This is a genomic window from Pseudomonas algeriensis, assembly GCF_048847255.1.
Lineage (GTDB): Bacteria > Pseudomonadota > Gammaproteobacteria > Pseudomonadales > Pseudomonadaceae > Aquipseudomonas.
In genome coordinates this window covers 1-14122 of sequence record NZ_JBKKRK010000009.1, presented here as the reverse complement: position 1 = coordinate 14122, position 14122 = coordinate 1, and the positions used below count along the sequence as shown (strand labels likewise).

The following is a 14122-nucleotide window of genomic DNA, read 5'->3' as shown; positions in this document are numbered from 1 at the left end:
GACGGTCTATTTCGCTCAACTCAATCTGACTGAGAGGACTGATAATGGTCTTGCGCTCGGAAATCCTGGTGAACAAAAACGTGCTTCCTACTCCCGATCAAGCTCTCCCTGGCCGTGAAACCCCAATGGCCGTGCCGGAAAAACACTTTGTCCTCGACGCGCCGCTGTTGGGCCCATTCGTCACCAATGTGGACTTCGCCATCTTCGGCCTCGGCTGCTTCTGGGGCGCGGAGCGCAGGTTCTGGCAACGTGAAGGCGTCGTCAGCACGGCGGTGGGTTATGCGGGCGGCTTTACGCCAAACCCGACGTATGAAGAAGTCTGCTCGGGCCTGACCGGCCACAGCGAAGTCGTGCTGGTGGTCTACGAGCCGGAGAAAGTCAGCTATGACGACTTGCTGAAGATGTTCTGGGAATTGCACAACCCGACCCAGGGCATGCGCCAGGGCAACGACATCGGCACCCAGTACCGCTCAGTGATCTACTGCACCACGCCCGAGCAACTGGAAGCGGCGAAGAAGAGCAAGGAAGTGTTCCAGGCTGAGCTGGGCAAGGCCGGGCTGGGAGAAATCACCACCGAAATCGACGAAGCGCCGACATTTTACTTTGCCGAGGCGTATCACCAGCAATACCTGGCGAAGAACCCTGAAGGCTATTGCGGGATTGGCGGCACGGGCGTGACCTGCCCGATCTGACGGTCGGGCCCTGAAAAGCTTCGTCGGATCGCCGCCCGGAGCAAGCCCGCTCCCACAGGTCCGGTGGCGTACATAACTCTTGCGTACGCCTCAGATCCCCATGTGGGAGCGAGCTTGCTCGCGATAGCGGTGGATCTGGGGCGGTGATGTTGGATGTGCCGCCGCCATCGCGAGCAAGCTCGCTCCCACAGGGGCCCGGGGCGGACACAGATGTCGCGTACACCTCGACACCCCATGTGGGAGCGGGCTTGCTCGCGAAGGCGTCCTGCCTGACGACCTGAATGCATCGGCTCAGCGATCAGCTTTCAGCAATCAACCAATCCATCTGCCACCCACCCTGGGTCTGCCCAAGTTTCCTGGACAACCACGGCAGCAGCTCGCGCAGTTCCTCCTCAAGCCCCCACGGCGGATTGGCAATGGCCAGGCCCGAGCCGTTCAGGCTGTTGGGCGTGGCCAGCGGGTGCACCAGCAACTCCACCCGCAACAATTTAGGCGCGCCCGTGCCGGCCAAGTCCTGGTAGAAACGACGCAACATGCGCTGGTCCTTTACCGGGTACCAGATCGCCGCCACGGTCTGGCGCATCCGACTGACGGCTTCCTTGAGCGACGCGGCGCAACGCTGCATCTCATCCAGCTGTTCGAACGGCGGATCGATCAACATCAGAGCGCGCTTCTCTGCCACCGGCAACAACGCACGAGGAACATGCCAGCCTTCGCCCAAGTGGACCGCCACGCGACGGTCGCCCTTCATGTTGTCCTTGAGCAGCACGCCGTCCTCCGGATGCTTCTCGTTGAGCAATACTCGGTCCTGCGGTCGGGTCAGTCGCCGTGCCAACTCCGGCGAGCCCGGGTAATAGCGCAACTGGCCGTCCGGGTTCATCTCGCGCAGCACCTTCATGTAATCGGCGGTCAGGGGCGGGAGGTCGTCCTGGTCCCACAACCGTGCGATGCCTTCCAGGTATTCACCGGTACGGCTGGCCTGGTCGCCCTGCAAGTCGTAAAGCCCGATGCCTGCGTGGGTATCGAGGTAGGCGAAGGGCTGCTCCTTGCGCGACATCAAGGCGATGAGGCGGGTCAAGGTCAGGTGTTTGAACACATCGGCGTGATTGCCGGCGTGGAAGGCGTGGCGATAATTCATGGCGGCTCCTGCGAAGGGCGACGAGTTTACCTCGAAGCGCGCCCAACGTCAGGGGTTGGCGGCCGAGTGGACGAACAGCGCCCCGTAGCGAGGGAGCTTGCTCACGCTGCACTGCGCATCTCTGAACTTATCTCCCAAGCGCAGCCAACGGCACGGCACAGGAACCCTCCTTGCAGCGTTCGCACTCCTCACAGAACGGCGCAGGACTTTTCAAACTGAGTATTTGCGCCAAGGACAGCGGTGGCGCCAGCGCGGCGGCAAGTTTATCCGGAGCGCCCGCTGCAACGGGTTCGGCGCCCATCGCCACCATCGGCGCGCCGCCGACCTGGATGGGTACGCTGCTGAAGATTCCGCCCGGTCCGATGTTGATCCAGTGCCCGCCGGCCTGGATGGTCGCAGTGGCGCCGCCCTCCAGCACGATCTGTTGGCCGGCGCTGACATGAAACCGCCCAGCTGCGCTCAGGGCCTGGTTGGCGACGCGGATATGCCGGTCGCCCGTCACCATCAGGTGATCGTCCTGGCGAACTTCAACCTGCCGTCGCCCCCGGGTGATGCGCTGCTCGCCGTCCTTGAGTTCGTGCCGGGACAAGCCGGCAACGAAGATGCTGCGCTCATGATCGACCTGCACGCGCTGGTCATGCAGCACATGCTGGGTCCAGTTGCGCTGGGCTCGAAGGTAGATCTCCTCGGCGCCCTTGCGGTCTTCGATGCGCAATTCGTTATAGCCGCTACCACCGGGGCTGCTCTGGCTGCGCAGGATACTGCGGGTCTTGTCGGCCGGCAGGTCGAGCGGCAGCGGGTTGGCACCGTTCGGCAGGCAACCGACCACCAGCGGCTTGTCGAGGTCGCCGTCCATGAACCCGACCAGCACTTCCATGCCGACCCGAGGAACCATCACACTGCCGTAACGATCGTGCGCCCAGCCGGTGGCCACGCGCAGCCAGCAGCTGGAATGCTCATCACCTGCACCGTCGCGATCCCAGACCAGTTGCACCTTGACCCGCCCGAACTCATCGCAATGGATCTCGCTGCCCACCGGTCCGGTCACTACCGCTGACTGGTAGCCACTGATCGACGGCTTCTTGTGCTGCAAAGGCGGACGGAAAAAAACGTCCCAGGGCGTCGCCAGGAAGGTATTGCCGTAGCCCTGGAATTCACCCGGGCCGACCGAAGCGTTCTCTTCCAGCACTTGCGGCTGCCGGCCACGGTGATCGACCTGCGTCAACAGCCAGAGATCATTCCATTGCGGGCGGGGATGCTCCTCGATGCGCATGAAATGTCCGCTGGCGAAAGCGCTGTCGTCACTGCTGCCCTCCGCCAAAAGGTGCTCCGCGCCGTGTCGCTCGAGGGAACGTCGGGCCAGGTGGCTGCCATCGGCACGGTCGATGAATTGGCCGGGATATTGATAATCCTCAAGCGAAGCTGGCGCTTGCCCACCGAGACCGGCTTGCAGCAGCAGGCCAGGCTTGCGGAAGTCATAGTCGCGTAGCGTCACCGCAGTGGTTCGCGCCTGGTGCCGTACCGCCAGGCGCTTGATGGCCGGCAGGTACGGCGTAGACTCGGGTAAACGCTTGAACATCGTCTGGTCGTCGCCAAACACCAGCAGATGCCCGTCAGGGCTGTGCTGGAAGTGGTAATGGATGCCGACCTCGGCACATAGCCGCTCGATGAAGTCCAGATCGCTTTCACCGTACTGCACGCAATATTCACGCTCGGGGTATTGCCCACCCAGACTGAACTGGAATGCATCGGCCAGGATGCCGTGATCCTTCAGGACGAGGCCAACGATGGCGGGCACACTCAGATGCTGGAAAATTCGCCGGTTGATGCGGTGGCGCAAGTACGCCAGGCGTGGCACGAGGGTGATCTGGTAACGGGTCAGGCGCTTGCCCGAGTCGCCTTGGGCCACGCTGTAGACCTGGCCATGTATCCCACCGCCGCGGTGATCGAAACCCAGGTAAGCCTGGCGATGCAGAAGGTCCTCCAGCACCAGGTCGGGCCGATCGCTGACCAGCTCCAGATCAAAGCAATAGGGTTGGCTGATGGCTTCCTTGCCCTTGAACTCAAGCACCTTGAGGTCATTTGGCCCGCTGTCGAACGCCAGCGTGAAACGTGGTGAATTGGCGGGCGCGAACATCCGATGTGCCTCTGCTGAATGAGACGGGCGATTCTGCACGAGCCACTGGCAGTGTTGATCCATTGTCAGGAAAAACAGATTTCCCCTACACCCAAGAGTCAAAAAGCTGCAAGGCACGCTGCATTTTCCGATGGACAATCCATACACCGCGATCCTGAAAGCCTTCGTACGAAGTAATCAGCTGCTTCTTACACAGCGACCGGCCTCCTATCGCGCAAAGGCGTGATAACGTCGTTTGGTCGTAAAAGCCAAGGACGCAACCATGACCCTCCGCTATACAAAAATCGCCATGATCCTGGCGCTTGCCGCCTTCGCCTTCCTGACCGTGTTCAACAACGTCACGGACTACAGCTCCAACTTCAATTTCGTCCAGCATGTGCTGAGCATGGACACCACCTTTCCCAACAACGCCGCCCGATATCGGGCCATTGACAAGCCCTGGATGTGGCACGGGGCTTATGGGCTGATCATCCTCGGCGAAGCAATGACCACCGTGCTGCTGGCCTATGGCGGGCTGACACTCTGGCGGGCACGCAGGGCGGATGGCCTGGCTTTCAATCGGGCAAAAAAATGGCCCATCGTTGGGCTGACGGTCGGATTCTTCGTCTGGTTTTTCGGCTTCATGGTTGTTGGCGGCGAGTGGTTCCTGATGTGGCAATCCGAGATCTGGAATGGCCAGGATGCCGCGTTCAGGTTCTACATGGCGCTGCTGGGCGTACTGATTTTTCTCAACCAGCCCGACACCTTGGACCCTCAGCCATAAAAAACGGCCCGCTCCAATGGAGGCGGGCCGTTTTTTACTGTTTTGAGCGAGCCGTTGCAGGCTCGCCAAAGCCTTACTGGTTCAAGCGGAAATCTTTCTCAGCCGCTTCGAAGCGCTGCAGCATGCCGGTGGTAGGCGTGCCCATCTTGCTGACGAAGTAGATGGCCAGGCTGGCGAAAATGAAGCCCGGAATGATTTCGTACAGACCCAGCAGCTCGAAATGCTTCCAGACCACCACGGTGATCGCACCGACCAGGATACCGGCCAGGGCGCCGTTGCGAGTCATGTTCTTCCAGACCACGGAGATCAGGACCACCGGACCGAAGGCGGCACCGAAACCGGCCCAGGCGTAGCTCACCAGGCCCAGAACGCGGTTTTCCGGATTCGCGGCCAGGGCGATGGCGATCAGGGCCACCAGCAGCACCATGGCACGGCCGACCCAGACCAGTTCTACCTGGGAAGCGCTCTTGCGCAGGAAAGTCTTGTAGAAGTCTTCGGTCAGGGCGCTGGAGCACACCAGCAACTGGCAGCTCAGAGTGCTCATGACTGCCGCGAGGATGGCCGACAGCAGTACACCGGCAACCCATGGGTTGAACAGGATTTTCGCCAGCTCGATGAATACACGCTCAGGGTTTTCGGTCACTGGACCGGCCACCTCTGGGTTAGCCGAGAAGTACGCGATACCGAAGAAGCCAACGGCAACGGTGCCACCCAGGCACAGGATCATCCAGGCCATGGAGATGCGACGCGCCTTGGCGATCGACTTGACCGAATCCGCCGCCATGAAGCGCGCCAGGATGTGCGGCTGGCCGAAGTAGCCCAGGCCCCAGCCCATCAGCGAGATGATCCCGATGAAGGTGGTGTTTTTCAGCATGTCGAACGAAGTCGCGTCTTTCGCTTCGATCGCCAGGAACGTGGTATCCACGCCGCCCGTGGCCAGCAGCACGATGATCGGCGTCAGGATCAGCGCGAAGATCATCAGCGTGGCTTGTACGGTATCGGTCCAACTAACCGCCAGGAAACCACCGATGAAGGTGTAGGCGATGGTCGCGGCAGCACCGGCCCACAGCGCCGTCTCGTAGGACATGCCGAAGGTGCTTTCGAACAAGCGTGCACCGGCCACGATGCCGGAAGCGCAATAGATGGTGAAGAACACGAGGATCACCACCGCAGAGATGATCCGCAGCAAGCCACTGGTGTCTTCAAAACGGCTGGAGAAATAATCCGGCAGCGTCAACGCATCGCCATTGTGCTCGGTCTGGACCCGCAGGCGACCGGCCACGAACAGCCAGTTCAGGTAGGCACCGATGATCAGGCCGATGGCGATCCAGCTCTCCGACAGGCCGGACATGTAGATTGCACCGGGCAAACCCATCAACAACCAGCCGCTCATGTCGGAAGCGCCGGCAGAAAGCGCCGTCACGACACTGCCCAGGCTGCGACCGCCCAGGATGTAGTCGGAAAGGTTGTTGGTGGAGCGATAAGCCATCAGGCCGATCAGGACCATGGCTGCGATATAGATCACGAAGGTGATCAGGGTGGGATTGCTAACACTCATGAGTTACGCCCTGGCTTTGTTTTTATGGTGCGGTGGCAGTTGAAAGCGTCGACAACGCGAACGTTGTGCGGACGTTTTGTGGACCCGCGAATTTATGACTGATGTTTCCCCAGGAAAGCCATCAGCCGATGCAGCTCGACCCGGTTTTTGTACCCAGAACCGGTTGCACCTTGGCCGCGAATGCTATTCAACAATCCAAATAAGGTGCAACCAGTTTCGTTCAAATAAGTTGCACCCAGTCGGAATAATCGTACGGATGGCAATTATTGCCCGCGATTGGTGCATCGAAGGAAGCTTTTGCAAGATTTTTCGCACCAAACAGGTGCTCTCATGAAGGGGACTACAGACCATCCGGATGAACTGCTCATAATTTCGACAAAAAACCGGTTGCACCCGGTTGCACCTCCCCCGGCTCGCAGCTAATCTTGCCGCCAGCTGATGCCACGCGGTACGTGGCAAACATGAGGATAAAAATATGGCTACCACCACCCTTGGGGTCAAACTCGACGACCCGACCCGCGAACGTCTCAAGGCGGCCGCGACTTCGATTGATCGCACGCCGCACTGGCTGATCAAGCAGGCAATTTTCAATTACCTGGAGAAACTCGAGGGTGGTGCAACCCTGACCGAGCTGAACGGTTCAAGCCGCGCCGACAGTGACGATGCCGGCGAAGTCCAAGCGGACCACGCTCATCAATGCTTCCTGGAATTCGCCGAGAGCATCCTGCCGCAATCGGTCCTGCGCGCCTCCATCACCGCCGCTTACCGTCGCCCAGAGCCGGAAGTGGTGCCGATGCTGATCGAGCAAGCGCGCCTGCCGGCCGAAATGGCCGAAGCCACCAACAAGCTGGCGGCTTCCATTGCTGAAAAGCTGCGTAACCAGAAGAGTGCCGGCGGTCGTGCCGGTATTGTTCAGGGCTTGCTGCAGGAATTTTCCCTGTCGTCCCAGGAAGGCGTGGCACTGATGTGCCTCGCCGAAGCGCTGCTGCGTATCCCGGACAAGGGCACTCGCGACGCGCTGATCCGCGACAAGATCAGCACCGGCAACTGGCAGCCGCACCTGGGCAACAGCCCGTCGCTGTTCGTCAACGCCGCTACCTGGGGCCTGCTGCTGACCGGCAAACTGGTCGCCACCCATAACGAAGCGGGCCTGACCTCGTCCCTGAGCCGCATCATCGGCAAGAGCGGCGAGCCGATGATCCGCAAGGGCGTCGACATGGCCATGCGCCTGATGGGTGAGCAGTTCGTTACCGGCGAAACCATTGCCGAAGCCCTGGCCAACGCCAGCAAGTTCGAATCCAAGGGTTTCCGCTATTCCTACGACATGCTGGGTGAAGCCGCACTCACCGAGCATGACGCCCAGAAGTACCTGGCCTCGTACGAACAGGCTATCCATTCCATCGGCAAAGCGTCTCATGGCCGTGGGATTTATGAAGGCCCGGGCATCTCCATCAAGCTCTCGGCCCTGCACCCGCGCTACAGCCGCGCCCAGTACGAGCGGGTGATGGACGAGCTGTACCCGCGCCTGCTGTCGCTGACTCTGCTGGCCAAGCAATACGACATCGGCCTCAACATCGACGCCGAAGAGGCCGACCGCCTCGAACTGTCCCTGGACCTGCTCGAGCGCCTGTGCTTCGAGCCGCAATTGACCGGCTGGAACGGCATCGGCTTTGTGATCCAGGCGTACCAGAAGCGTTGCCCATACGTAATCGACTATGTGATCGACCTCGCCCGTCGCAGCCGTCACCGCCTGATGATCCGCCTGGTAAAAGGCGCGTACTGGGACAGCGAGATCAAGCGCGCCCAGGTCGAAGGCCTGGAGGGCTATCCGGTGTACACCCGCAAGGTTTACACCGACGTTTCCTACATTGCTTGCGCACGCAAATTGCTGTCGGTGCCAGAAGTCATTTACCCGCAATTTGCCACGCACAACGCCCATACCCTGTCGGCCATCTACCACATCGCCGGTCAGAACTATTACCCGGGCCAGTACGAGTTCCAGTGCCTGCACGGCATGGGTGAACCGTTGTACGAGCAAGTTGTAGGTAAAGTCTCCGAAGGCAAGCTGAACCGTCCGTGCCGTGTGTACGCTCCGGTCGGCACCCACGAAACGCTGTTGGCCTACCTGGTGCGTCGCTTGCTGGAAAACGGCGCCAACACCTCGTTCGTCAACCGCATCGCCGACCAGTCCATTTCCATTCAGGAATTGGTGGCCGATCCGGTGGCAAGCATTGAGCAGATGGCTACCCTGGAAGGCGGTTTTGGCCTGCCGCATCCGCGCATCCCGCTGCCACGCGACCTGTACGGCAGCGAACGCGCCAACTCCAGCGGCATCGACCTGGCCAACGAACATCGCCTGGCCTCGTTGTCCTGCGCCCTGCTGGCTACTGCTCACAACAACTGGAAAGCCGCGCCGATGCTCGGTTGCGCCGCCAGCGAAGAAGCGCCGGCGCCGGTGCTGAACCCGGCCGATCATCGCGATGTGGTCGGTCACGTCCAGGAAGCCACGGTCGAAGACGTCGACAACGCCATCCAATGCGCCCTCAACGCCGCGCCAATCTGGCAGGCGACGCCACCGGCCGAACGCGCCGCCATCCTCGAGCGCGCCGCCGACCTGATGGAAGCCGAGATCCAGCCGCTGATGGGCCTGCTGGCCCGTGAAGCCGGCAAGACCTTCGCCAACGCCATCGCCGAAGTACGCGAAGCCGTGGACTTCCTGCGTTACTACGCGGTGCAGGCCCGCAACGATTTCACCAACGATGCCCACCGCCCACTGGGTCCAGTGGTCTGCATCAGCCCGTGGAACTTCCCGCTGGCAATCTTCAGCGGCCAGGTCGCCGCCGCATTGGCCGCCGGCAACCCGGTACTGGCCAAGCCCGCCGAGCAGACCCCGCTGGTAGCGGCCCAGGCTGTACGCCTGTTGCTCGAAGCCGGTATTCCGGAAGGCGTCCTGCAATTGCTGCCGGGTCGCGGTGAAACCGTTGGTGCCCGCCTGGTGGGTGACGATCGCGTCAAAGGCGTGATGTTCACCGGCTCTACTGAAGTCGCCCGCCTGTTGCAGCGCAACATCGCCGGGCGCCTGGACAACCAGGGCCGTCCGATCCCGCTGATCGCCGAGACCGGCGGCCAGAACGCTATGATCGTCGACTCCTCGGCGCTGACCGAACAAGTGGTCATCGATGTGGTGTCTTCGGCCTTCGACAGCGCCGGCCAGCGTTGCTCGGCCCTGCGCGTGCTGTGCCTGCAGGAAGATTCCGCCGACCGCGTCATCGAAATGCTCAAAGGCGCCATGGCCGAATCGCGCCTCGGCAACCCGGAGCGTCTGTCGGTGGACATCGGCCCGGTGATCGACGCCGAAGCCAAGGCTGGTATCGAGAAGCACATCCAGGCCATGCGCGATAAAGGTCGCACTGTGTACCAGATGGCGATTGCCGACAGCGACGAATGCAAGCGCGGCACCTTCGTGATGCCGACGCTGATCGAGCTGGAAAGCTTCGATGAGCTACAACGGGAGATCTTCGGCCCCGTGCTGCACGTGGTTCGCTACAAGCGCAAAGAGCTGGACCAGTTGATCAACCAGATCAACGCCTCCGGCTACGGCCTGACGCTGGGCGTGCACACCCGAATCGACGAGACCATCGCCAAGGTGATCGACAACGTTCATGCCGGCAACGTCTACGTGAACCGCAACATCGTCGGTGCGGTGGTCGGTGTGCAGCCGTTCGGCGGCGAAGGCTTGTCGGGCACCGGTCCGAAGGCCGGCGGCCCGTTGTACTTGTACCGCCTGCTGTCGACCCGTCCTACCGATGCGATCCAGCAATCCTTCGTACGTGGCGACGCCCTGGCCGCGCCAGACCTGCGCCTGCGCGACGCCATGAGCAAGCCGCTGACCGCTCTGCAAACCTGGGCCGACAGCCAGAAGCTTGCCGAACTGAGCGCCCTGTGCGTGCAGTTCGCCGCCCAGTCGCAAAGCGGCATCACCCGCCAGCTCACCGGCCCGACAGGCGAACGTAACAGCTACGCCATCCTGCCCCGCGAGCACGTGCTGTGCCTGGCGGATGTGGAAGGCGACTTGCTTACACAACTGGCAGCCGTACTGGCCGTCGGCGGCTCGGCCGTGTGGCCGGAGTCCGACACCAGCAAGGCCGTGTTCGCACGCTTGCCGAAGGAAATCCAGGCGCGCATCCAGCGCGTTGCCGACTGGACCAAGGACGACGTGCTGTTCGACGCCGTCCTGCATCACGGCGATTCGGATCAACTGCGCGGTGTCTGCCAGCAAGTGGCCAAGCGAGCCGGGGCCATCGTCGGCGTGCACGGCTTGTCCCAAGGCGAAACCAACATCGCCCTGGAGCGCCTGGTCATCGAACGGGCACTGAGCGTCAACACCGCCGCGGCCGGTGGTAACGCCAGCCTGATGACCATCGGCTAACCGCCATATACCAGGCATCTGCAATAGGTGCCTGGTCGTCGAAATCCCTGTGGGAGCGAGCTTGCTCGCGATAGCGGTGTGCCAGTTGAAATCATCTCTGACTGACCCACCGCTATCGCGAGCAGGCTCGCTCCCACATTTTTTGATTAGCGTCGCCCCTTCTGCTCCATCACCCAAATCAATCATCCTGTTCAGCCTCCATTCCCAGACCTAGACTCGGCCCATCCCAAGAAAAGGTAGGCCGCCATGTCCGAGACGCTGCTCAGTTCCCGCAATCTGGCTTTCGAGCTGTATGAAGTCCTTGATGCCGAGGGCCTGACCCAGCGCGAACGGTTTGCCGAGCACAATCGCGAAACCTTCGAGGCGGCCATCGGCACGGCACGCAACATTGCCGAAAAGCATTTCGCGCCGCACAACCGCAAGAACGACGAAAACGAACCACGCTATGAAAACGGCGAGGCGATCCTGATCCCGGAAGTGAAGCCGGCGGTGGATGCGTTCCTGGAGGCTGGTTTTCTCAACGCCGCCCGCAGCTTCGAGGCCGGCGGCATGCAACTGCCGACGTTGCTGTCCCAGGCTTGCTTTGCGCACTTTCAGTCGGCCAACGCCGCTTCGACGTCCTACCCCTTCCTGACCATGGGCGCGGCGAACCTGATCGAAAGCTTCGGCAGCGACGATCAGAAACAGCGCTTTCTGCAACCGATGATCGATGGTCGCTTCTTCGGCACCATGGCCCTGACCGAGCCCCATGCGGGTTCATCGTTGTCGGATATTCGTACACGCGCGGAGGCGGCGTCCGACGGTACCTATCGGCTCAAGGGCAACAAGATTTTCATTTCCGGCGGCGACCATCCGTTGTCGGAAAACATCGTGCACATGGTCTTGGCGAAACTGCCGGATGCGCCGCCGGGCGTGAAGGGTATTTCGCTGTTTATCGTGCCGAAGTTCCTGGTCAACGATGATGGCAGCCTCGGCCAGCGTAACGACGTGCTGCTGGCCGGTCTGTTTCACAAGATGGGCTGGCGCGGCACCACGTCCACGGCGCTGAACTTCGGCGACAACGGCGAATGCGTGGGTTATCTCGTAGGAAAACCGCACCACGGCCTGAGTTATATGTTCCAGATGATGAACGAGGCTCGCATCGGTGTCGGCATGGGGGCGGTGATGCTGGGTTACGCCGGCTACCTGTATTCCCTTGAATATGCCCGCGAACGCCCGCAGGGCCGCGTGCCTGACAGCAAGGACCCGACCACCGCCCCCGTGGCGATCATCCAGCACGCCGACGTGCGCCGCATGCTGCTGACTCAAAAGGCCTACGTGGAAGGTTCGTTCGACCTGGGCCTGTACGCGGCGCGCCTGTTCGACGACACCACCACGCTGGAAAGCGAAGCCGAGCGTCGGCGCGCCCATGAGTTGCTGGACTTGCTCACGCCTATCGTCAAGTCGTGGCCCTCGGAGTTCTGCCTGAAGGCCAACGAGCTGGCCATCCAGATTCTCGGCGGCCATGGTTACACCCGCGAATACCCAGTTGAGCAGTATTACCGCGACAACCGCCTGAATCCCATCCATGAGGGCACCCACGGTATCCAGTCCCTGGACTTGCTGGGACGCAAACTGGCGCAGAACGGCGGTGCCGGGCTCAAGCAATTGATCCGCCTGGTGGCCGACACCACTGAGCGCGCCCAAGCGTACGAATCGTTGGCACCCTTGCGTCAGCCGTTGGAAGCCTTGGTGGCACGCCTGCAAACAGTCACCCTCGGCCTGCTGACCGACCTGGCCCAAGGCAAGGTCAACGATAGCCTGGCCAATTCGGCGCTGTACCTAAAAGTGTTTGGGCACATGGTGATCGGCTGGCGCTGGCTGGAACAGGCGATTCGCGCCGAGGAGGGCTTGGCCAAGGGGAACGCGGCGGATGTCGACTTCTATCAAGGCAAGCTGCAAGCGGCGCGCTACTTCCTGACCTGGGAAGTGCCGGGTTGCCAGCATGAGCTGACGCTGCTCGAAGCGCGGGATGACACCTGCCTGGGAATGCGGGATGAATGGTTCTGAGCCAGCGCCTGTAGCGCGGCTGACATCCAATCGCGAGCAGGCTCGCTCCCACATGGATCGGTGGTGAACTCTGATTTTGTAACCACCAAAAATCTACTGTGGGAGCGAGCTTGCTCGCGATAGCGGTATTTCAGTCAATACACAGGGCAACTGTGCTGGCGCCATCGCGAGCAAGCTCGCTTGTATGTTTAGACTTGAAGGGGTGGGCAGGACTAAAAGCTCGATTCCGACTCTAGCCAGTACGGACCGTGGGAGACTTCTCGTCCCGCCCTTTCTACCTAAAGCGCCGATAAGGAATTCATCGGTAAAACCGACGATAGAAGCAAGCCAGCGCTACGGTAGACCCCGACAAGCATCTAAACCCTAGCTCCGAGGATTCGACATGACAATCCTTACCTCTCCAGCGGTTATCGGTATTGATGTCGCCAAGGCTGAAATTGTCGCTTATCGCGAGGATCTGAAAAGCATTCAAATCGTCGATAACAATCGTGAAGCCCTTGTCCGCTGGCTCAAAATGTTGCCAGCGCAAAGCTTGATTGCCTTGGAAGCCACCAGCTTTTATCACCTGGATACGGCTGAACTGGCCCATGGGATGGGGCACAGGGTTTATGTTGTGGATGCCTATCGTGTGGCCCATTACCGTGAAAGCATTGGGCAGCGGGCAAAAACCGACCCTTGTGATGCACGTTTGCTGGCGCGTTATCTGACGAATGAACAGCAACGGCTACGTGCCTGGACACCACCTCCCGATGCCTACAAAGTGCTAAGAAGCCTGCTACGCAAGCGTGCAGAACTGATCAAAGCTCGCGTCAGCCTCATGCTGAGCTGGTCGGGCGAACCGCTTCTGAAAGATATCCTGACCCAGCAACTGGACGCCTTCAAGCAAAGCGATCGGGCCATTCAGAAATTATTGCGTGAAGCCAGCCAAGGGGCGGGAATTACTGAGAATATCAACCGCTGCAAAGCCATTGAGGGTGTGGGCGAACTGACGGCAACAAGCCTGGCGACCGCATTCATGCGAGGTGACTTCGCCAGCGGCGATGCGTTCATTGCCTTTTTAGGGATGGACCTGAGGCCAAAGGACTCCGGAAAAAAACACAGTCCCAGACACCTGAGCAAGAAAGGAGATGGCGAGCTGCGACGCTTGGCACACACCGCAGCAATGGCGGCTTGCCGGTCTCCAGTCTGGAAGCCTTACTACGAGTCCTGCTTGGCAAGAGGTTTCGCCAGAACCCAAGCGTTGGTGAGCCTCGCCCGTAAATTGTGTCGGGTGGCATTCGCCCTGATGAAAAACCAGAGCGAATATCGCCCTAATTCTATGCTGCAGGGTTCCCCTGCAACATAGAATCTCCCACA

At 60.8% G+C, this 14122-nt stretch carries 8 protein-coding genes; 5 read left to right on the top strand and 3 right to left on the bottom strand.

Annotated features, from left to right (window positions below; translation table 11 throughout):
• Positions 1-44: 44 nt before the first annotated feature.
• Complete coding sequence (gene msrA / locus ACLK1G_RS15125; RefSeq protein WP_420766136.1) at positions 45-692, top strand: peptide-methionine (S)-S-oxide reductase MsrA; 648 nt, start codon at positions 45-47, stop codon at positions 690-692.
• 298 nt (positions 693-990) lie between these two features.
• On the opposite strand, the gene ACLK1G_RS15120 is transcribed toward msrA, so the two are convergent.
• Positions 991-1830, bottom strand: a complete 840-nt coding sequence (locus tag ACLK1G_RS15120) for a 23S rRNA (adenine(2030)-N(6))-methyltransferase RlmJ (RefSeq protein WP_420766135.1) — start codon at positions 1828-1830, stop codon at positions 991-993.
• Positions 1831-1957: 127 nt separating this feature from the next.
• Positions 1958-3967 carry a type VI secretion system Vgr family protein gene (locus ACLK1G_RS15115; RefSeq protein ID WP_420766134.1) on the bottom strand — a complete coding sequence of 670 codons (2010 nt, stop codon included), beginning with the start codon at positions 3965-3967 and terminating at the stop codon, positions 1958-1960.
• 262 nt (positions 3968-4229) lie between these two features.
• Between ACLK1G_RS15115 and ACLK1G_RS15110 the strand changes: the two genes are divergently transcribed.
• Positions 4230-4730 carry a DUF2165 family protein gene (locus ACLK1G_RS15110; RefSeq protein ID WP_420766133.1) on the top strand — a complete coding sequence of 167 codons (501 nt, stop codon included), beginning with the start codon at positions 4230-4232 and terminating at the stop codon, positions 4728-4730.
• 73 nt (positions 4731-4803) lie between these two features.
• Here ACLK1G_RS15110 and putP read toward each other — a convergent pair whose 3' ends face one another.
• Entirely contained in the window at positions 4804-6288 is a 1485-nt protein-coding gene (gene putP, locus ACLK1G_RS15105; RefSeq protein ID WP_420766132.1) for a sodium/proline symporter PutP, read from the bottom strand.
• 475 nt (positions 6289-6763) lie between these two features.
• Here putP and putA point away from each other — a divergent pair, with 475 nt between their 5' ends.
• The 3 genes from putA (at position 6764) to ACLK1G_RS15090 (ending at position 14111) form a co-directional block, all read left to right on the top strand.
• Complete coding sequence (gene putA / locus ACLK1G_RS15100) at positions 6764-10717, top strand: trifunctional transcriptional regulator/proline dehydrogenase/L-glutamate gamma-semialdehyde dehydrogenase (protein WP_420766131.1); 3954 nt, start codon at positions 6764-6766, stop codon at positions 10715-10717.
• A 246-nt stretch (positions 10718-10963) separates the two neighbouring features.
• Positions 10964-12766, top strand: a complete 1803-nt coding sequence (locus ACLK1G_RS15095) for an acyl-CoA dehydrogenase (protein ID WP_420766130.1) — start codon at positions 10964-10966, stop codon at positions 12764-12766.
• A gap of 382 nt (positions 12767-13148) precedes the next feature.
• The gene (locus tag ACLK1G_RS15090; RefSeq protein ID WP_420766129.1) at positions 13149-14111 is read left to right on the top strand and encodes an IS110 family transposase; all 963 of its coding nucleotides are present in this window, start codon (positions 13149-13151) and stop codon (positions 14109-14111) included.
• Positions 14112-14122: the final 11 nt, after the last annotated feature.

What these genes read in the sequence shown, in the direction of transcription:
- msrA (WP_420766136.1), top strand. Translation starts at nt 45, where the DNA reads ATGGTCTTGCGCTCGGAAATCCTGGTGAACAAAAACGTGCTTCCTACT.
- ACLK1G_RS15120 (WP_420766135.1), bottom strand. Translation starts at nt 1,830, where the DNA reads ATGAATTATCGCCACGCCTTCCACGCCGGCAATCACGCCGATGTGTTC.
- ACLK1G_RS15115 (WP_420766134.1), bottom strand. Translation starts at nt 3,967, where the DNA reads ATGTTCGCGCCCGCCAATTCACCACGTTTCACGCTGGCGTTCGACAGC.
- ACLK1G_RS15110 (WP_420766133.1), top strand. Translation starts at nt 4,230, where the DNA reads ATGACCCTCCGCTATACAAAAATCGCCATGATCCTGGCGCTTGCCGCC.
- putP (WP_420766132.1), bottom strand. Translation starts at nt 6,288, where the DNA reads ATGAGTGTTAGCAATCCCACCCTGATCACCTTCGTGATCTATATCGCA.
- putA (WP_420766131.1), top strand. Translation starts at nt 6,764, where the DNA reads ATGGCTACCACCACCCTTGGGGTCAAACTCGACGACCCGACCCGCGAA.
- ACLK1G_RS15095 (WP_420766130.1), top strand. Translation starts at nt 10,964, where the DNA reads ATGTCCGAGACGCTGCTCAGTTCCCGCAATCTGGCTTTCGAGCTGTAT.
- ACLK1G_RS15090 (WP_420766129.1), top strand. Translation starts at nt 13,149, where the DNA reads ATGACAATCCTTACCTCTCCAGCGGTTATCGGTATTGATGTCGCCAAG.